Source organism: Giesbergeria sinuosa, assembly GCF_042652905.1.
Classification (GTDB): domain Bacteria; phylum Pseudomonadota; class Gammaproteobacteria; order Burkholderiales; family Burkholderiaceae_C; genus Simplicispira; species Simplicispira sinuosa.
This window is the reverse complement of sequence record NZ_JBHSHJ010000005.1, coordinates 179610-199564: the sequence shown is the minus strand read 5'-3', so window position 1 is coordinate 199564 and position 19955 is coordinate 179610. Positions and strand designations below refer to the sequence as shown.

Below are 19955 nucleotides of genomic sequence, written 5' to 3'. Positions count from 1 at the left end.
CCTTAAAATTGCACCATGACCTTCCTTGACATGCTGCACGCTGCGGCCACGCAAAACAACTCCATGCTGTGCGTGGGTTTAGACCCTGAACCCTCCCGGTTTCCTGCTGCCATGCAGGGAGACCCCCGCAAGATCTATGACTTCTGTGCGGCCATTGTGGATGCCACCGCAGATTTGGTCTGTGCCTTCAAGCCCCAGATTGCCTACTTTGCCGCCCACGGTGCAGAAGACCAGCTAGAGCGCCTGATGCAGCACATGCGCAGCCATGCGCCACAGGTGCCTATCATCTTGGATGCCAAGCGGGGTGACATTGGTTCTACCGCAGAGCAATACGCCAAAGAAGCCTTTGAACGTTATGGCGCTGATGCAGTCACGCTCTCGCCCTTTATGGGCTTGGATTCGATAGAGCCTTACCTGCGTTATCCAGGCAAGGGGGCTTTTTTACTGTGTCGTACGTCCAATCCCGGCGGGGATGATTTTCAGAACCAGCGATTAGCCAGCATCGCTGGGGAGCCCTTGTTGTACGAGCACATTGCCCGTTTGGCCCAGGGCTCTTGGAATCACAATGGTCAGCTAGGACTGGTGGTGGGGGCCACCTATCCTGCTGAGATTGAGCGGGTGCGGGCTTTGGCACCCACAGTGCCTTTGCTGATTCCTGGCGTGGGTGCCCAAGGGGGCGATGCTTTGGCCACTGTGCGTGCAGGTTGGCGCCCCAATGGCCCTATCGTAGTCAACTCCTCACGGGCCATCCTTTATGCCAGCAATGGCGCTGACTTTGCTGATGCCGCTCGCCGCGAAGCACGCAAGACGCGCGATGTGCTACAGGCGGCCCGCCCCTGAACAATCTCACCCATAACGCTTATGTCGCTGCTGCACCGTTGGAGTTTGCTCCAGAAATTCATGATTCTTGGTGCCATCGGGTTGCTGATGGGGGCCTTGCCTACCTTCTTGTATGTGGAGCATGCACTGCAAACGATTGCAGATGAGCGTATGGAAGTGACGGGCGCTCCGCCACTGATTGCACTGAACAAGGCCGTGCAATTGATGCAAATACACCGTGGCTTGTCAGCCAGTATGCTCAGCGGAGACGAAGGGCTGGGTGCTCGTCGCCCAGCGGTACGCGATGCCTTGGCTAAGGCATTGGTACAGGTGGATGAGCGTTTTGCCGCAGCAGCGATGCCGGCAGTGCATGTGGCTGCTTGGGACAAAATCAAACAAACTTGGCAGGCACTGGAGCCACAGGTGGCGGCGCGCAGCCTGACGCCACCACAAAGCACAGCACAGCACACCCAGTTAATTGCCACTGTCATGCTACTGGGTGAAGAGGTGCGTTATGTCTACAAGTTGCAGATGGATCCTGATGCAGACACCAACGCCCTGATCCAAGCCACTCTGGTGCATGCTCCGATGTTGAGTGAGAAATTGGGCATCATGCGGGCCCAGGGGTCGAGTTTTCTGGTGCAAGGGGTGTTGTCACCCGCAGGGAAAAGCACCTTGCAAGCCTTGCAGCAGCGCGCTGGAGAATTGCATGGAGAGACCTTTCGTAATTTTGATCGGGCTATGGCCGCCCATGCAGAATTTCGCCAAAAGCTGGAAGGCCCGACCCGTGATTTGAAGGCGCGCATCGATGCAACGCGCCAAATGGCAGACCAAAACTTGATCCATGCGGCCAGTTTGCAAATGCCTGCCAAGGATTATTTTGATGATTTCACCCGCACCATCGATACCTTGTTCAAGGTCAATGACTTGGCGATGGAGGCACTGGAGGTCAGGCTGCAAGAGCGCGCCGAGCGCCAGCAGTTGACCCTGCTTGGGGTGGGTGCTGTGCTGTTGTTGATATTGCTGAGCACCGTTGTGCTGGCCATTGTGTTTGTGCGTTCCATCACCCAGCCTTTGGCCCAAGCCCAAGCCTTGGCCCGTGCTGTGGCCCAAGGAGATTTGGCAGGGGCTGATCTGCCGTATGGAAGCAACGAGGTGGGCCAGTTGATTGATGCACAACAACAGATGCGTGCCAAATTGCGCCCAGTAGTTGCCCAAGTGCGCCGCAGTGCCGAGAGCTTGGCCACTGCCAGTGCCGAGATCGCTCAGGGCAACAATGACCTGTCCGCCCGTACCGAGACGCAGGCTGGAGCCTTGGAAAAGACTGCTTCATCGATGGAGCAACTCAATGCGACCGTACACCAGAATGCAGAAAGCGCCCGCCAAGCCAACCAAGTGGCTGAGAGCGCAACCCAAGTCGCTGTGAAGGGCGGGGCTGTAGTGGCCCAAGTGGTTCACACCATGGAGGCGATCAACAGCTCCTCGCGCAAGATAGCCGACATTATTGGAGTGATTGACGGCATTGCCTTCCAGACCAACATTCTGGCGTTGAACGCAGCGGTAGAGGCGGCGCGGGCGGGAGAGCAGGGCAGGGGTTTTGCGGTGGTGGCGAGCGAGGTGAGGAATTTGGCGGGGAGGTCGGCAACGGCGGCGCGAGAGATTAAGGATTTGATAGAGGCGTCGGTGGGGAATGTGAGTGCGGGGTGTACGTTGGTGGAGCAAGCGGGCAGCACGATGGACGAGATCGTGGTGAGTGTGCGCCGGGTGGCCGACATCATGGGCGCCATCAGTGCCGCGAGCCAAGAGCAGTCCACTGGGGTTTCTGAAGTCAGTACGGCCATTACGCACATGGATCAGGTCACACAGCAAAATGCCGCCTTGGTAGAAGAGATGGCCGCCGCCGCTGCTAGTTTGCGCGGTCAGGCAGAAGGTTTGGTGCAGACCGTATCTTTGTTTCGACTCGATTCATCCCACAATTCAGAGCCTGGGGTGGGCTTGCGCTTGGGTGTCGAAAAATAAATATCAGTGCACAGGAGAATTTGGCCCATAATGGCTTGGCTTTTCTGCCACAGCAGAGAAGCGGTTAAGTTAGCGGTGATTGGTCAGTTTCGCGTCTTTGAAGTCGTCACAGGTTTGTTGATTGCGTCGGGCTCCATCGCGTTTTATGTTTTTTCGGGAGTCCTTCATGGGCAACAAACTTTACGTGGGCAACCTGCCCTACTCTTTCCGCGACCAAGATCTGGAGCAAACTTTCAGCCAGTACGGTGCTGTTGCTAGCGCCAAAGTCATGATGGAGCGCGACACCGGCCGTTCCAAGGGTTTTGGCTTTGTCGAGATGGGCAGCGATGCTGAAGCCCAATCCGCCATCCAAGGCGTGCATGGTCAAAATTTTGGTGGCCGTGATCTGGTCGTCAACGAAGCCCGTCCTATGGAGCCCCGTCCCCCCCGCAGCGGTGGTTACGGCGGTGGCAATGGTGGCGGCTACGGCGGCGGTGGCCGCAGCGGTGGTGGCTACGGTGGTGGCGGCGGTTACGGCGGTGGCCGTGGCGGTTACTAATCCCCAGTCTTGACCTTTGGCTTTCGGGCCGGAAACAAGTACTTCAAAAGAGCCTTCGGGCTCTTTTTTTATGGCGTTGTTAAAAAGACACACTACAGCTTGTAAAAATCCTTGCGTTTTGCCCATTTCCCCGGGACATAATGCTACTGCGGGCGGCGCTCGTATTGGTTTTGCGGTGATCCTGTAGTGGCGGGCGCAGCGTATCCTGAGGGTGTGCTGACTGAGTTTTCGGGGCTCCATCGCGGTGTCAAAAGTGTTTTTTAGGAGTCCCTTGATGGGCAATAAACTGTATGTGGGCAACCTGCCCTATGGTGTGCGTGACGATGATCTGGCCCAGGCATTTGGCGAGTTTGGTAATGTGACCAGCGCCAAGGTGATGATGGAGCGTGATACAGGCCGTTCTAAAGGCTTTGGTTTTGTCGAAATGGGCAGCGATCCTGAAGCCCAGGCCGCCATCAATGGCATGAACGGCCAGTCTATGGGTGGGCGCAACATTGTGGTCAACGAAGCCCGTCCGATGGAGCCTCGCCCCCCCCGCAGTGGTGGTTATGGCGGTGGTGGCTATGGTGCTCGCACTGGTGGCGGTGGCTACGGTGGTGGTGGCCGTGAAGGCGGCTACGGCGGCGGTCGCGAAGGTGGCGGTGGCTACGGTGGCGGCAACCGTGAGGGTGGCTACGGCGGTGGTCGTGAAGGCGGTTATGGTGGTGGCAACCGTGAAGGCGGCTACGGCGGCGGTGGCTACGGCGCCGCCCGTGGTGGTGAGAGCGGCGGCCGCACCGAAGGGGGCTTTCGCAGTCCTTATGGCAATGGCCCCCGTGGCCGGGGTGGTCGCGATGGTGGCGGCTATGGCGGTCAGGGTGGTTATTGAGATCTAGTGAGCAGGCCCATAAGCCCAATAGGCTAAAGGGCTGCTGCACAACCAAAGGGCACGTTGTTTGCGCAACGTGCCCTTTGGTTTGTGGTCCCACGCAGGGGCGCCTTAGCGTCGTGGTGGCATCAAGGTGCCGCGCACCCGGCCTCGCAGTTGCAACACTTGCTCCAAGTGGTCGTATTCCATCGTATCGGCGGTAAATTGGTCTTGGCCCCGCGTCAGGCGCACTGGCAGGTGAGAGCGTACCCGTTCAGACTGGGGCCACAGGTGCAAAAATTCACCACGAAATTCCATGGAGGGGGAAGATGCAGCCGATGGCCCTTGCCGGGTGATGAGCGCATTGCCAAACAATTGGATTTCGGAGCCATCACCATTGCTGAGGGCCCGATCTGCACGGGCTTGTGTTTGTTGGCCTTGGAGGGTGCGGGCCTGGATGCGCACTTGGTCAATTTCCAGGGTGTCGTTGCCGGGGTAGTGTCGTGCCATCTCGCCTTGCACCTCACTCTCGAGCCGGCCTGTGGGGTCAAAGCGTTGTACAGAAAACTGGCGCATGAAATAGTCTGGCCCAGATGAGGGCACTTGGGCGGCGGCAGTGCCAGGGGCTTGTGGTGCATTGCGCACCAGCCACCAGGTGCCCAGCGCGAGCAGACCCATCAGCAGCACAGGCAGGTACATAGAGACGCTGTCCCAGCGCCGGTGCAGGGCACTGCTCATGTTTGGTAGGCTGCCAGTAGGCGGCGGTAGTGGCCGCTGGCTATGAGCAACAAGTCGCACCATTCGCGCACGGCCCCCTCTCCGCCGGGGGCGGTGGTGGTGTAGTGGGCTTGGGCGCGTACCTCGGTATGGGCTTGGGCGGGGGCGCAGGCGATGGCACAGCGGCGCATGACTGGCAGATCGGGCCAATCGTCTCCCATGGCCGCTGCTTGTGACCATTGCAGGCCCAAGGTGCTCAAAATCTCTTCTGCTGCTGGGCGCTTGTCTTCGGTGCCAAAAATGGCGTGTTCAATGCCCAAAGCCCGCAGCCGCAGCCGCAGCGGAGCAGAATCGCGGCCCGTGATCACGGCGGGGATGATGCCTGCCTGTTGCAATAACTTGAGGCCGTGGCCATCGAGCGTGTGGAACCGCTTGAGGGTTTCGCCCTGTTCGGTGATGTACAGCCCCCCATCGGTGAGCACGCCATCGACATCAAAGAATGCTACCCGCACCCCTTGGGCACGCAGCAACAATTCGGGAGCAAAAACAAGAGTAGGTGCGGACATGGCGGCCGCCTTTCAGATGACTTTGGCGCGCATCAAGTCGCCGATATGCACCATGCCTGTGAGGCAGTCTTGTGCGTTGAGTACCAGCACGCTGGTGATGCCGTGCTCCTCCATCAGCACGGCCGCATCTACGGCCAAGGCATTTTCTGTGATGGTGTGGGGGTGGGGGTGCATCAATTGGGCCGCAGTGGCACTGCGCAGGTCGGCCCCCATCTCCAAGCGGCGGCGCAGATCGCCATCGGTGAAGATGCCCAATACCTGACCATCGGTATTGACGATGGCCGAAGCGCCCAACCGTTTGGCACTCATCTCGCGCATCAGGGTGCTGAAGCTGGCTTCAGGGGCGACGCGTGGCACTTCGTCGCCGCTGCGCATGATGTCGCTGACATGGGTTAGCAGTTTGCGTCCAAGAGCGCCGCCGGGGTGTGAACGGGCAAAATCTTCGGCCCGAAAGCCTCTGGCGTCGAGCAGGGCTACGGCCAAGGCATCGCCCAGCGCCAACTGCACTGTGGTGCTGGCAGTGGGGGCCAAATTGAGCGGGCAGGCTTCGCGCTCCACTTGGGTGTCGAGTACCAGATCGGCATGTCGGGCCAGGGTGGACTGGGCTTGCCCAGTCATGGCCACGACAGTGACCCCTAGGCGCTTGAGTACGGGTAGCACGGCGTTGAGTTCGGCACTTTCACCACTGTTAGAAATTGCCAACAGCAGATCTTGTTGGGTGATCATGCCCAAATCGCCGTGGCTGGCTTCGCCAGGGTGAACAAACAGGGCGGGGGTGCCCGTAGAGGCGAGGGTCGCCGCTATCTTGCGCCCTACATGGCCGCTCTTGCCCATGCCCATCACCACGATGCGCCCGCGCGTGTGCAGCATCTGTTGCACCGCTTGGGCAAAGTGCTTATCCAGGCGCTGACCCGCCGCCCGTAGGGCAGCAGTTTCGATGTCAAAAGTTTCTCGGCCCAAGCGGAGAGCTTGGTCGGCGTCAAAGGGGCGCGGGGCGCCAGAGGCAGCTTGCATGTGCCGATTTTATCGGTCACACCCAGGGGCTGGGCTAGGATTCGCGCATGTCCTCACTTGCCTTGACTTTGCTTTATTTATTGGCCGCCGTGTTGGGGGTGGTTGTTTGCCGTAGCCTCAAACTGCCCCCCATGCTGGGTTACCTGACCGCCGGTATCTTGATTGGCCCCCATGCACTGGCCTTGGCGCAGAACTCGGAGAGTGTGCGCCATCTGGGCGAATTTGGCGTGGTGTTTTTGATGTTTTCGATTGGGCTGGAATTCAGCTTGCCTAAGCTGCGGGCGATGCAGCGCGATGTGTTTGGCTTGGGCCTGCTGCAAGTGCTGCTGACGATGGTGGCGGGCTTTGGTGGTACTTTGTTGTTGGCCCAAGGGCTTGCAGGGGTTTGGGATGTAGGCTGGCAGACGGCACTGGCGTTGGGGGGCACGCTAGCCATGAGCAGTACGGCCATTGTGGTCAAGCTGATGGCTGAACGCGCTGAGATTGAAAGTGAGCATGGTCGGCGCATCATGGGCATTTTGTTGTTCCAAGATTTGGCGGTGGTGCCACTGCTGGTGTTGATTCCGGCATTAGCGGCCTCGCCAGACAATTTGCTGCCTGCATTGGGTTGGGCTTCACTCAAGGCGGTGGTGCTGGTGACGGTACTGCTCACGGGGGGGCAGGGGCTGATGCGTTGGTGGTTAACGCTGGTGGCACGGCGCAAGAGTGATGAGCTGTTCATGCTCAATCTGTTGCTCATTACCTTGGGCCTGGCATGGCTGACTGAGCTGGCGGGGCTGAGTCTGGCGTTGGGGGCTTTTATTGCCGGGGTGTTGGTCTCAGAGACTGAATACCGACACCAAGTGGGCACTGATATTCGGCCTTTTCATGATGTGCTGCTGGGGCTGTTTTTCATCACCATTGGCATGATGCTGGACTGGCACATTCTGGTGGAGCAGTGGGCGCTGGTGTTGGGCTTGTTGGTGGTGCCGCTGTTGATCAAATTGGGCGTTATTTTGCTGCTGGCGCGGGGGATGGGGGCCACCACGGGGGTGGGGTTGCGTGCTGGGCTGTACTTGGCGCAGGCGGGGGAGTTTGGTTTTGTGCTGTTAGCCCTGATGCACGAGCATGGCCTGTTGCGCCCAGCATTGATGAATCCGATCTTGGCAGCGATGGTGTTGTCGATGTTGGCAACGCCGTTCTTGATCATGTACAGCAACCAGATTGTGATGAAGCTGGTAGCCAGTGACTGGATGCAGCAATCTATCCAAATGACACAAATTGCCCGCAAGGCCATTGATACCAGCAAGCATGTGATTATTTGTGGCTATGGCCGTTGCGGTCAGAACTTGGCGCGGATGCTGGAGCAAGAAGGGATTCCCTACATGGCGTTGGACTTAGACCCCGACCGGGTGCGCCAAGCTGCTGCAGCGGGTCATTCGGTTGTCTATGGCGATGCCACGCGCTTGCAGGCGCTGGTGGCGGCTGGGCTGGTGCGTGCCAGTGCTGTGGCTGTCACCTATTTGGATGTGCCTGCAGCATTGAAGGTGTTGGCCCATACCCGCAGTCATGCGCCCCAAGTGCCTGTGGTGGTGCGTACGCAGGATGATTTGCATCTGGATCGCTTGCTGGCAGCAGGTGCTACCGAGATCGTGCCAGAGGCCATTGAAGGCTCACTGATGTTGGCTAGCCATGCTTTGGCCTTGGTGGGGGTGCCGATGCGCCGGGTGATCCGGCGGGTGCAAGATCAGCGCGAGGCCCGCTATAACCTGCTGCGTGGGTATTTTCATGGGGCCGATGATGATACGGTGCAGGAGCGTGATCAAGAGCGCCTGTCTACCGTGACCCTGCCCCCAGGCGCTAAGACGCTGGGCCAACCGTTGGGGGAACTGGCTTTGCACGCCATGGGAGTACGGGTGGTGAGTTTGCGCCACGGCAATGGACGCATTGCCCTGCTGGCCGACACCTTGGTGTTGGCAGCGGGCGATACCTTGGTGCTGTCGGGCCACCCGTCGGCCTTGTTGGGTGCGCAGGACAAGCTGTTGCGCGGCTGAAAAGGCCGAGGCGGGAGCGGCTTAGCGCAGTTCGCCGTATTGGGTGCTGCTCAGGTCGGGGCCACGGGCATCGACAGGCATTTCGGTATCGGCAAAGCCGGTGTCGCTGACAGGCTGACGCAGTGGCCCAGAATGCACCGAGACCCCCAACGGTACATTGCTGGCGGGGCGGGCGGCCGCCGCACTGGCCAAGGCCCGTTTGAAGGCCGCCACCTCTTCGGCCTCGATGGGGTCGAATCGGGTGCCGTGGGCGGGCGTATGGACTGGTGTCACCACCGGGGGCGGAACGGCCACTGGTGGTGGGGTGACATGCACTGGCAGCTCTGGGGCGACAGGGACGGGGGCCGCAGCGGCCACCGGAACGGGGCGGGGGCGGTGTGCAGGCCGTTCGGGGGCTGTGGGAGCGGTTGGACGGCTGGGGGCTGGGGCTACAGCAGCTGCCCCAGCCTTTTGGGGCAGGCCCACTGCTACATGGTCGTTGATGCGCCAATACACCGCTGTGACGGCAATGTCGTAGCGGGCCTTGGCTGTTTGGGCAATTAAAGCCTCAATTTCACTCAGACGGGCGGTTTCGCCGCCGTATTCGCGGGCCAAGTCCATCATGATCAGGAATTGACGGCCCTTTTGGTCGAGCGACAGCACCTTGAATTTGTAGCTGGCCGAGAGCACCCCGGCACGCACCATTGCATCGCGTACGACGATATAAAGCAGCTCGCGCCGCTCCATGCGCTCATTGACGCGGTTGGCTGCATGTTCGGTGGGAGCCGGTTTGAGCAGTGGCTGACCATCGGAGCCTGGCACCAGGGGTACGGTGGCGTCAGCATTGAGCAAGCCAGCCGCATCGCTTGTGCGCGGCTTGGCCGGGGTGGATTTGCGCGTGAACCAGCTCAACAAGGACATGGCATTCTTTCTTCGGATAGCACCTGTAAAAATCCGGAAAGAGTGTACTGTGACTGCTTGGCGGTAGGAGTTCTCATTACCGTGGATTCTGCGTTATCTCAAGGCTTGCCCAAGCTTCTAGGTGGCAGCCACGCGGCGGCGGCGGTTGCCCAGCCGTTTGGACAGCACGGCGCCTGCTGCCATGCACAGGGCCAGCGCAATGGCGGGTTGGCGGTTGGACAATTCGGTAAAGCGCAGCGCAGGCAAAGCCCATAAACGGCTGGGGGCTGCGGCCTGCACGGTGGCGCTGCGTGGTCGGTGTGAGAAGAATCCCCCTTCTCCCACGATAGAGCCTGCGCCGACCATAGCCATACGCAGGCGCTGTTTGTCGTCTTCGTAATGCACACTGAGGTTGCCGCTCTCTACCAGATACAGGGTGCGGTCGAGCACACCTTTGGCAAACAGAATCTGGGAAGCCTCTAACGCATGGGGTTGCAGGTAGGCCGACAAAGTCTCCCACTGCGCGGGCGTGAGTGGGTTGCTCAGGCTGTCTTCAGCGTTGGCTTCTGCAATGGCCTTGACCAGTCCTTGCAGAGTGGGGGGATTTTGCGGAAGGTAGGTTGCGTTCATGGTGCAAAACCAAGGGGGCGAACCTTGGGCCACAAAAGTGGGTAGATGATGGATGAGATCATGCTACGTGTCGGCGGATAGGGCAATGGGCCACACCGGTGGCAGCAGTGCAAGAGAGGGCGCCATCGTGAACCATAGGGATCGGTTGGTGGGATGGCGCACAGTATCCACCCGGGGCAGGAAGGGTTATTTCTCGACGAAGGCGCGTTCGATCACAAAGTCGCCCGGCGTGGTGGTGTTGCCTTCCTTGAAGCCACGCTGTTCCATCATTTCTTTCAGGTCTGCCAGCATGGCGGGGCTACCACACAGCATGACGCGGTCGGTCTCGGGGTTGAGCGCAGGCAGGCCTATGTTTTGTGGGAAGGTGCCGTTGTTGATCAGATCAGTGATGCGGCCCTGATTGCGGAAAGGCTCGCGCGTGACAGTGGGGTAGTAAACCAGCTTGTCCTTGACGATATCGCCCAAAAACTCGTGCTCGGGCAGTTCTTTCTCAAACAGATCGTGGTAGGCCAGCTCTTCCACCTGACGTACACCGTGCACCACGATCACTTTGTCAAATCGTTCGTAGGTTTCGGGGTCGCGGGCTACCGCCAGCCAGGGGGCCAGGCCGGTGCCGGTGCCGATCAGGTACAGGTTCTTGCCAGGCAACAGGTAGTCGATCAGCAGTGTGCCGGTGGGTTTTTTGCCAACGATGATGGTATCGCCCACCTGGATGTGTTGCAGGCGTGATGTCAATGGGCCATCTTCGACCTTGATAGACAGAAACTCCAGATGTTCTTCGTAATTGGGGCTGGCGATGGAGTAGGCGCGCAGCAGGGGCTTGCCGTCTACCCGCAGGCCGATCATGGTGAAGTGGCCGTTGGAGAACCGCAAGGCAGTATCGCGGGTGGTGGTAAAGCTGAAAAGTCGGTCAGTCCAGTGGTGGACAGACAGCACGCGTTCTTCAAGAAAGGCGCTCATGGTGGATAGGCGAAAAAAGTAAGGAAACGGGCTTGTTGGTGCGGGAAAGTGTGCGAGCACAGCCGTTGGCAGGACTGTTGAACACTTTCTTCAGGGAAAACCCGTCCATTGTGACATTTCTGCTCACAACCACAGGTTAGGTGCTTATGCCTGCGGTTGGGGGTTGAGGCGTGGCTGCGCACGCAGCATGAAGAAACACAGGTTCTCGACCCTTTGGCGTGCCCAAGGCGTTCTGCGTAGAAATTTCAGGCAGGATGCCACGTTGGGGGGCTTTGAAAGCAGCGTACCGGGATGCGCTAACCCAGCTCTTGCCTACTGTAATAGCTCGAGAGTGGCCTTACCATCGCTTTGAGAGCAATGGTAACGGATTGCGGGGCTGCTATTGGGAGGTGTAGAGTTGGGAAATCTTAGAAGTGTGTGCCATCCCACGATCTAGGCAAGAGCTTTGAGCAGCAATTGGGCATGATGCTCATCGCTAACGGCTTCCCACGCAGCAAGGAGCTGTATGTGAGCTTCCTTACTGATTTCTACAGCTACTGCAAGTCCTTCTTCTTCCTCAGGTGCTTGCACAATCTTGCCAACACACTCGATGGCTTTGAGGATCGCTGTGCTCACAGTAGTGGAGTCGAGGGAACCAAGTTTGCTTCTAAGTGCCTGTGCCGTCGCTGTCGAGATCCACAAACGGATGGTTGTTGAATTGACAGGTTCACTTTGAACGCGGAAATAGTAGAGATTTTTGTCTGATGGAGGCGGTACGTCAAAGTAAGGTTGGATTTTGATGCCTGCACTGGTGGTCACGGAGTAGCGTTTCTTTTTCGTGTCTTTGTCGAATATCCAAAGGCTTTTGCTGGCCTTGCGCGAGCCTCTCACAGGTGTGATGTTCCATTCGGCAGTAAATTGTTCCGGATTGGGCGGCAGCATCCGCTCTTCGAAGTAGAGGAACTCTGTAAGGTTATCTTCCCAAATCAGCCAGCCGGTACGCATATCTGGTGTTCGGTGAGGGGCGGCCTCTTTGACACGGTTGGTGCGCTCTTGAATCAACTCTGCATATTGTTGGAACACCTCATGCATGACATCGTCAGCATGGCGCGATGTGTCTTCAATGCGAATGGAGCGCGTTGCTGCTGGATGCATCAGCGAAGTGCCACAAACAGACTGGATAGGCTTATTACGAAGCCCTGGAATACGCAGGAGCTTCATCTCTAGTCCGAGGCCTTGATGGTTAATATCGATGTGTAGGTTACTCCATCCTCCATCAGGGATATTTTTAGCCAAGCAGTAGACACGGCTCCAGTCTCCTTCTTCCAGCTTCCTCCCCATCATCGATGCTACTTGTGTGGCAAGCCATCGTTTCGCTAGTTCTTGTTCTGTGTCTGTAAATGCTTGTAAATAGGACATATTACGTCACAACCTTCTTGGTTTTGAGGATGTCAGATGCTTGGAGTCTGAACGTAGCAAAATCTAGCGTTCTGCTGTGTTGCAGGAGACTGTCAGCTAGGTATTCGCTGTAGAGCGTGCGGTAATCGAAATCAGCGTTTCGTGTGACATGTAGGTATTGCAGCATGGGAACAATGCCACTACGGCGCTCCAAAAAATCCTTCACGGAGATTACGTTCGTAACCTCGATCATTGTGGTTTTTGGGCTTGTGGCTTGGGGCTTGTGGCAATGGAGCATGAGATCAGCGCCTGCGGCGTTGTCGCTGACGAATTGCTTGAATGTACCGTGTTGTTTGTCGAAGATATCGACTCTCTCGATAATGAAACCAGCATCAATAATGGCATGCCTAATACGATTCCAGATGTTTTCGGCAGAATTCATGAAAACGAGTACGAGCCAATGACCAGGCCGTAGAACACGATAGCATTCTTGAAGGCTCTGCGTCATCAATTCTTGATATTTGCTTGCATCTTTCTTTTGAACCCGGTTAACAATTGCCTCGTTTGTGGCATCTGTATAGAATTTAAGCCACGACTCCCAAAGTATGTTCATCTCGCTGTAGTTGATATTAGCTCCAAAGGGAGGATCGGTGAAAATAAGGTCAACACAGTTATCTGGAAGAAAGGAGAGATTGGTTGCTGAACCTGTGTGGACAAGGCTACGACCCTTGTAGGACTGGGCGGTTGTCTCTAGGTGGTCAACGATGGAACGTGCTTTACGTTCGAAGGTCAGAAAAATGTTGGCTTCATTGAAAATGTAGGGGACATTAAAATTTGCGGTGTTTCCGCTACCACCCCAAAATCTGTATTCGGAGAGTTTCGTCACGCGCTGATAAAGGGATGTGAATACAAAGCCGAGGAATGCTGCGATGTTGGTGTCTTCCACTCTGTGGATCATCTGCCAAAGCTGACTCATAGCTGCAAGATTTCTAGTGGTGTAAAAATCTTTGACGTTGGTCAGGCCATGTCGCTTAGGCTGTGCGAGGTTCACGCCATCGGGCAAATCGAAGTCTGGCAGGAAGTCCGCTGCCACAAATTGATTGGCGTGTATCGATGAGATGAGTTTGAGATCGGCATCGCTGGGAGGAACCTCTGATTGAATCTTGCTACAGCACTTGTAACCCACAAGGACAGGAACTGGGGTTGTGCGGGCAAGACGTGATTTCTTGATCTGTTGCTTGCAGTGAGGGCACGGAAATTCACGCAGAAACTTGTGTTCGCGAACGGTCTCGCCATAGCTGCGGCATTCGTCCCAAAGTACGAATTCCCTACTACACTGGGTACAAATCACCTTATATGACCAGACGGTGAACAGTAGCTCAGTGTCTTTGGCACATGTGCGACACTGCGTTGTATAGAGTCTTTTTCGCAGTTCAGCCAGACTGTTGGTAACCGTCTTGGCTGCTGCTGCGAGGGCTGCTGGGTTGCATTGGGACGTGAAACGATCGGCAATGAAGCTAGCTGCTGGCGAAAGTTCATTAAGAATAACATCGTGTCCTGTCGTCAGTGCTGCAACGCCTGTCATTCCACTTCCTGCGAAGGGATCGAGTACCAACCCGCCAGCGGGCAGGTAATTTCGCAAGACTTGGGCTATGCCCTGTGGCGGTACTTTAGTGTGGTAAGTGTGGGCATCGTAGGTGTAGGTGTTTTTACCAGCGGAAACTCCATTGGCCACTGGTTGGTCAACAGTTTGTGCGGCCTCAACGTGTTCTAACAGGATTGTTCCAAGCTCCTGCTGTGCTCTGCCCCAAAATGGTCCCTGTTTAAGCCGAGAAAGCAGATACGGGCCTGGATCGTCTTGTATTGCGATTACGCCTTCGAAGGTGTTTGCTTCAGAAACTGATCGGATGCCACGTGAGGCGAATGTGCGATTTACATTGAGGCTGGTGAGGTCGATTGTGCGACCTGCTTTGATATCTGCTATCAGATGTTGTAACTGTGTGATGATATCTGCGCTAGGTTCAATGTCTCCACGTTCCCACCGAACGACCGAGAAGTAGGATGTACCGAGGTACTGTGCTAAGCGATTTTGATCGAAGCCGCTTATCTGGAAAACCGCCTCCAATATTTTTTGAATGGTAGTTTTGTTGCTCAAGAATTGATGCTCACTCTGTATTCTATGGTGATGATCCGTTGTTGCCATAGTTGAGGGTGGTATCAGCCAACGGAAAAAGCCGATTTTTAGGTGTTAATTAATTGCCTCTTTTAAGAATTGCTGTTGGCACAAGAGATGTAGAAGTAGGTGTGGTTTGATTGGATGAATATTGTATTTTATAAAATACAATTGGATAGATTGTTTTGAAGTGATATTGCTCAGTAGTGATTAATGAGGTTGATTCCCTCTTTAGTAATTTGAGGGTCAGCTGTTGGATGTTGATTGATGATGATCAGTTTGTTATATTTTCAAATAAGTAATTATTTGAATTTGTGTTTTTGGTTTTGTCTGAACATCGATTCAGATATTTCTTTGTTATTATTGTCTGGTGGTTCGTTGTTTTGACACTGTCTACACAGTGCCCAAGACCATGCTGCGTTGCAGGTGTGGCAGCAGGTATGTCATCGAAATGCAATTCCAACATACTTGATACGGTACCAGTCATTGTTCCTGTACGAAGTACCAGAACTGACCCCGATTCTCGCCATCATGTAAGAGTTTGCTTAAGGCAGGGTGTGTATGAAGGCGTTGTTGGAACAATGGCACACCCGTCTTGCTCTCATGGCCCCGAGCGGGATTGGTTGGGTAGATCAGTTATGTGACATCACAGAGCACCTATGCTGTGGCTAAAAGATGCCAATACAGGCGGTGGTCAGACCACAAGAAACTGCATCATTTATGCCACGCTGAGGCCCGCAGCCAGCGCCACATATTCGGTCACGGGGACTTCTTCGGCGCGGCGTTGCACATCGAATTGGCCTGCAAAGCCTTGTTCGTCTAGCCAGCGTCCTAGGGTGTGGCGCAGCAGTTTACGCCGTTGGCTAAAGGCTACCTGCACCAGAGTCTCCAGCAATTTGGGGCTCAGGGCCACTGGCTCGGCATAGGGCACCATGCGCACTACTGCGCTATCGACGCGCGGGGGCGGATCAAAGCTCTCGGGCGGAACAAACAGCACGTTTTCCATCGCGTAACGCCATTGCAGCATCACCGACAGGCGCCCATAGTCGCTGGTAGCAGGGGCGGCCACCATGCGGTCGATCACTTCTTTTTGTAGCATGAAGTGCTGGTCTGTGATCGCGTCCACAAAGGGCAGCAGATGAAACAGGATGGGCGTGGAGATGTTGTAAGGCAAATTGCCCACCACCCGAATTTTAGGCACGGCCAGTTGTTGGGCTACTTGGGCAAAGTCCACCTTGAGCACATCGGACTCAATCACGTGCAGCTGACCATGCAGCCGTAGGCGCAGCGCCAAGTCACGGTCAAGTTCAATCACGGTGAGGCGACCCAGGCGCTCTACCAAAGGCTGGGTGAGGGCTGCCAAACCGGGGCCGATCTCTACGACTGGCTGGCCGGGCTGTGGGTCGATGGCTTGGACGATGGCATCAATGATGCCGTGGTCAGACAGGAAGTGCTGTCCGAAGCGTTTGCGGGGTATGTGTTTCATCCAAAGCTCATCGATCAGGGCGCATCGCGGTATTCAACGTAGGCCCGTGCGCGCAGCTCCTGCGCCCACAGGTTGTAGGCCTCTTCAATTTTCTTTTCGCGCAGTGCGTAGCGGGCCATCTCGCGTTGCTCGCGTGGACTGGGCTGCACTTGGCGGCGTTCCATCAGTTGGATCAGGTGCACACCAAAGCGCGATACCAGTGGTTGGCTGATCTCGCTGGGCTGCAAGGCTTCTAGCACCGATTCAAACTCGGGCACATAGCGTCCGGGCGTCGACCAGCCCAAATCACCCCCTTGCTTGGCGCTGCCGTCTTGTGAGTGTTCACGGGCCAAGTCAGCAAAGTCTGCCTGACCGGCCAGAACGCGGCGACGGTAGTCGGCCAAGCGTTCAACGGCGGCAGCTTCGCTCAATTGTGGTGTGGCCCGCAGCAGAATGTGGCGGGCCCGGTTTTGTGTGATGGGGGGCAGCTTGCTGGTGCTGACCTTGTCGACCAGTTTGAGCACATGAAAGCCTGCTGCCGATCGCAGTGGCCCCACCACGCCACCCACTGGCAAGGTCTGCACAGCGGTGGTGAACAGTTCAGGATAGCGGTCGGCTGGGCGCAGGCCCATCAGGCCGCCTTGGGCGCGTTCTGGGCTTTCGGAGTAGCTGCGTGCCAGTGCAGCAAAGTCACCCCCGGCACGGGCCTGATCGACCACTTGCTGGGCGCGGGCTTGGAGTTGTGCCACTGCTTCGGGCGAGGCATCCTCGGGCACCGTGATCAGCACATGGCCGAGGTTGATCTCTGAGGAGGCGGCGCTTTGGCCTCCAGTTTGTTCGCGCAGGTAGGCATCGGCCTCCAGATCGGAGATGCGCACGCGCGCGTCTACTTCGCGTTCGCGCAGGCGCTGTTGCAGCAGTTGGCGGCGCAGGTCTTGGCGAAAGCGTTCGGGCGTTACGCCATCGGCGGCCAGGCGGCGGTACATCTCTTCGCGGCTGACGCTGTTTTGGCTGGCGACCATTTGTTCGGCTTGGGCCACGGCCACGTCATCGACACGAATGCCGTTTTGCTGTGCCTGTTGCAATTGGATTTTTTCTAGGATCAGGCGCTCCAGCACTTCGCGTTCTACCACCGCCAACGGAGGTGGGTTGGGTTGTCCGGCGAGTTGCTGTGCCACTCTGGCCACACGGGCCTGAACCTCGTTGTGGGTGACAGGCTCGGAGTTGACCACGGCCACAATGTAGTCGGCTTGCCGTGTGGTGGGGCTGCTCCCCGGTGCGGGTAGCAAGACGGGGGCAGACAGGGCGCGCGACAGGCTCGGGGTGTGGCTGCCGGTTGCCGCAGGACGCAAGCCCTGCGCACTGGCGCCCGAGGTGGCAAAGGTGGCCAGACAGGCAAGGCCCAGGGCAAAGACACGGTGGTTCATGGCGGAAAAAGTCTCAGTCGTAGTTGCTGAAGCGGCTGGGCGTGCTGACTTGCTCGCGCAGGTATTGGTAGCGCGGAATATTCTGCTTGAGGCTGGCCAAGGGGTTGGAGCCTAAGGTTAAGCGTGAGAAGCCCACAAATTCGAGCTGGAACAGCAGCCGGGTGTTGGTACTGGTAACGGTGCTTTGCAGGCGCTCGAGCACCACGCGGCCAATCCAGCAACAGCCGTCGTATTCCAGCCCCACAACGGTATCGACCAGCTTGCGGTCTTGCAGGCTGTAGTTCAGCCGTCCCACGCTGTACCAGCGCCCGCCGCCTTGGCCCCGGCCTGCACCCAAGTCCAGCCCTTTGTCGCCCCACAAGTCATTGAGCGGCCATTGCCAGCCTACGTCAATTTGCTCGCTGGTGCCGCGTTGGAGCCGGTAGGCAGCGTGGAGGGTGCGGTAGTGTCCGGGACTGTAGCGGGTGCCTACTGTGGTGCGGATAGATTGGCTGGTTTTGGGGTTGAACTGCACGGTGGAGTCCAACCCCCATTGTGGCGTCCATTGCACCCCGGCACCCAGCAGCAGGTCGGACAGGCGCTCGTCTAGTGGCGCCGCCCCTGGCAAAGTGACGTTTTGGTCAGAAAAGCGCAGGCGTTGGGCGATGCCAAAGCGCGCAGCCTCGGCGCCTGTGGCCGGGTCGAGCAGACGGGTGGTCACGCCCAAGGTGAGCAGGTTGTTGTCGGCCAGACGGTCGTGGCCGCCAAAGGCGTTTTCGGTGTAAATGGTGGCAAAGTTGAAGTCGTTGGCAGCGGTGTCGTACACCGGCAAGAGGCTCTGGTTGCGGTAGGGGGTGTAAGTGTAAAAAGCCCGTGGCTCCAGGGTTTGCAGGAAGTTGCGTCCTAGGTAACTGGTGTCGCGCTCAAACACTAGCCCACTGTCGAGGCTGAAGGTGGGCAGCACGCGGCTGACTGAGCGGCGGCCATCGGCCAGTGGGCTGTCAAACTGGTATTGCGTGGCGTGCAGTTGCAGCCGGGGCACTAAAAAGCCCGCTGCTGCCAGATAGGGGCGGCTGATTTGCGCCAGCGCATAGCTGCGGGTGGCATTGGGCTGGCCGGTCAGGCTGCGCTGGGCCTGAAAACGTGTGGCATCGGCCTCTACATTGACATCGAACACGCCCCACTGCGGGGGCGCATAGCGCCAGTGCAGTTGTGGCAGGCGATCGTAAGGGGGCACGATGGGGGCCGAGACGTCTTGCAAGGTCTGCCACTTGAGGGTGCGCAGTTGCAGGCCCATGTCACCACCGGCCCAAGACAAGGTGGCATCGCCTGGTAGCAGGCGCTGGGTGATTTGGGTTCCGGCACGGGCAAAGTCACGCCAGTAGTGGTCGTCACTGACACGCTCTAAATTCAGGTTCAGGCCCAGACCCCCCAGTGGAGTGGCAATACTGCCCTGGTGCTTGATGCCATAGCTCCAGCGGTGGCGATGGCGCAGCCGGTCTGAGGGCAGGAAATCCCCACGCAGCTCACCGTGGTAGTCGGGCTCCAGATAGCGGAACTCGGCCCCGGCTTGCACGCCCCGTTTGGCCATGATTGCTCCCCGCAAGGTGGCATCGCGGTTGGGGGCGATGTTCCAGTAGTAGGGCTGTTCATACTCCATGCCATTGGTGCTGTTGAGGCCAATGGTGGGGGGCAACAGGCCAGACTTGCGCTTGTCCGATAGCGGAAAACTGATGTGCGGCAGTGGCAGGATGGGCACGCCCTGAAATTCCAGCACTGCACCTTCGGCCCGTCCTACTTCTTCAGCCATGTCCAAATGAATGGTGTTGGCCCGCAGCATCCAGCCGGGCTGCCAGGTGGCCTCATCGCTGCGCTCGCAGGTGGTGTAGGTGGCCTGGCGCACAATGGCCCGGTCGCGGTCTAAAAAATCGACCCGTGCCGCTTGCCCGTGGGCGGCATTGCGCAAAAATTGGTAGCGGGCATCGTTAAAAAACCCCTCAAAGGCATTGACGTGTAGCTCCAGCAGCGTGCCTTCGTAAACATTGCCCGCCCGATTGATGCGTACTTGGCCTTGCGCTTGCAAGAAGTCCTCGGGCACGGTGTATTCCATGCGTTGGGCTCGAATCACCGTATCGGCGCGGCGCAGCTCGGCATTGCCCTCCAACACGGCTCGCACATCGGGCTGACCCTCTATGTGGTCACCCGAGACAAACGTGGGCATTTGCGCCCGCACAGCGTCTGGGATGGTTTCTTGCAACAGCGGGCTGGCGCGCAACACCAGGGGGGCAGCGGCAGATGCTGCCTCCATGTCTTGTGCCGATGCCAACAGGGGCAACGCGCACAAGGCCGCCATCAACTGCTGCACCAGTGCCGTGCGCGTACAGGGTGGGGCGTTGCGGGCAAGAGAGCGCACAGGCATTGAGGGAGTGCGAAGCAGGTCGGGCAAGGGTGTCAGTCCAGGAAAACAGCAGTGGGCATGCCCCTACGGGGGCCGCCCACCACCCGCGCCGGG

At 57.7% G+C, this 19955-nt stretch carries 17 protein-coding genes; 5 read left to right on the top strand and 12 right to left on the bottom strand.

All coding sequences use genetic code 11. The features are described from left to right. Window positions 1-15 precede the first annotated feature (15 nt). The 4 genes from pyrF (at window position 16) to ACFO6X_RS08820 (ending at window position 4244) form a co-directional block, all read left to right on the top strand. Complete coding sequence (gene pyrF, locus ACFO6X_RS08835; protein WP_382432133.1) at window positions 16-840, top strand: orotidine-5'-phosphate decarboxylase; 825 nt, start codon at window positions 16-18, stop codon at window positions 838-840. Window positions 841-861: 21 nt separating this feature from the next. After that, window positions 862-2838, top strand: a complete 1977-nt coding sequence (locus ACFO6X_RS08830) for a methyl-accepting chemotaxis protein (protein ID WP_382432131.1) — start codon at window positions 862-864, stop codon at window positions 2836-2838. Between the two features lie 166 nt (window positions 2839-3004). Beyond that, window positions 3005-3376: an RNA recognition motif domain-containing protein gene (locus tag ACFO6X_RS08825; RefSeq protein WP_382432129.1), complete on the top strand. Its 372-nt coding sequence runs from the start codon at window positions 3005-3007 to the stop codon at window positions 3374-3376. Window positions 3377-3650: 274 nt separating this feature from the next. Further along, window positions 3651-4244 (top strand): RNA recognition motif domain-containing protein, encoded by a 594-nt coding sequence (locus ACFO6X_RS08820; protein ID WP_382432127.1) that lies wholly within the window; start codon window positions 3651-3653, stop codon window positions 4242-4244. Between the two features lie 111 nt (window positions 4245-4355). On the opposite strand, the gene lptC is transcribed toward ACFO6X_RS08820, so the two are convergent. The 3 genes from lptC to ACFO6X_RS08805 are packed head-to-tail and all read right to left on the bottom strand — an operon-like array spanning window position 4356 to window position 6520. Continuing rightward, window positions 4356-4961, bottom strand: a complete 606-nt coding sequence (gene lptC / locus ACFO6X_RS08815) for an LPS export ABC transporter periplasmic protein LptC (RefSeq protein WP_382432125.1) — start codon at window positions 4959-4961, stop codon at window positions 4356-4358. After that, window positions 4958-5506, bottom strand: a complete 549-nt coding sequence (locus tag ACFO6X_RS08810; protein WP_382432123.1) for a KdsC family phosphatase — start codon at window positions 5504-5506, stop codon at window positions 4958-4960. Before ACFO6X_RS08810 ends, lptC begins: the two co-directional genes overlap by 4 nt. A 12-nt stretch (window positions 5507-5518) precedes the next feature. Continuing rightward, a complete protein-coding gene (locus tag ACFO6X_RS08805; protein WP_382432121.1) occupies window positions 5519-6520 on the bottom strand; it encodes a KpsF/GutQ family sugar-phosphate isomerase in 1002 nt (333 codons plus the stop codon). A gap of 47 nt (window positions 6521-6567) precedes the next feature. On the opposite strand from ACFO6X_RS08805, the gene ACFO6X_RS08800 reads away from it, so the two are divergent. After that, a complete protein-coding gene (locus tag ACFO6X_RS08800; protein WP_382432119.1) occupies window positions 6568-8553 on the top strand; it encodes a monovalent cation:proton antiporter family protein in 1986 nt (661 codons plus the stop codon). A 21-nt stretch (window positions 8554-8574) separates the two neighbouring features. On the opposite strand, the gene ACFO6X_RS08795 is transcribed toward ACFO6X_RS08800, so the two are convergent. The 9 genes from ACFO6X_RS08795 to ACFO6X_RS08755 form a co-directional block, all read right to left on the bottom strand. Continuing rightward, entirely contained in the window at window positions 8575-9453 is an 879-nt protein-coding gene (locus ACFO6X_RS08795) for a hypothetical protein (RefSeq protein ID WP_382432117.1), read from the bottom strand. 117 nt (window positions 9454-9570) lie between these two features. Then, the gene (locus tag ACFO6X_RS08790) at window positions 9571-10062 is read right to left on the bottom strand and encodes a Crp/Fnr family transcriptional regulator (RefSeq protein WP_382432115.1); all 492 of its coding nucleotides are present in this window, start codon (window positions 10060-10062) and stop codon (window positions 9571-9573) included. 186 nt (window positions 10063-10248) lie between these two features. Continuing rightward, window positions 10249-11022: a ferredoxin--NADP reductase gene (locus ACFO6X_RS08785; protein WP_382432113.1), complete on the bottom strand. Its 774-nt coding sequence runs from the start codon at window positions 11020-11022 to the stop codon at window positions 10249-10251. A gap of 144 nt (window positions 11023-11166) precedes the next feature. Continuing rightward, window positions 11167-11283: a VF530 family DNA-binding protein gene (locus tag ACFO6X_RS08780; RefSeq protein ID WP_382432111.1), complete on the bottom strand. Its 117-nt coding sequence runs from the start codon at window positions 11281-11283 to the stop codon at window positions 11167-11169. A gap of 171 nt (window positions 11284-11454) precedes the next feature. Continuing rightward, window positions 11455-12420, bottom strand: coding sequence for a hypothetical protein (locus ACFO6X_RS08775; protein ID WP_382432109.1), 966 nt, complete (start codon window positions 12418-12420; stop codon window positions 11455-11457). Window position 12421: 1 nt separating this feature from the next. Next, window positions 12422-14554, bottom strand: coding sequence for a DNA methyltransferase (locus ACFO6X_RS08770; protein ID WP_382432107.1), 2133 nt, complete (start codon window positions 14552-14554; stop codon window positions 12422-12424). A gap of 736 nt (window positions 14555-15290) precedes the next feature. After that, a complete protein-coding gene (rsmA, locus tag ACFO6X_RS08765) occupies window positions 15291-16058 on the bottom strand; it encodes a 16S rRNA (adenine(1518)-N(6)/adenine(1519)-N(6))-dimethyltransferase RsmA (protein ID WP_382432105.1) in 768 nt (255 codons plus the stop codon). A gap of 14 nt (window positions 16059-16072) precedes the next feature. After that, on the bottom strand, window positions 16073-17464 hold the full coding sequence (locus tag ACFO6X_RS08760; protein ID WP_382432103.1) for a peptidylprolyl isomerase: 1392 nt from the start codon (window positions 17462-17464) through the stop codon (window positions 16073-16075). A gap of 13 nt (window positions 17465-17477) precedes the next feature. Then, window positions 17478-19862: an LPS-assembly protein LptD gene (locus ACFO6X_RS08755; RefSeq protein WP_382432162.1), complete on the bottom strand. Its 2385-nt coding sequence runs from the start codon at window positions 19860-19862 to the stop codon at window positions 17478-17480. Window positions 19863-19955: the final 93 nt, after the last annotated feature.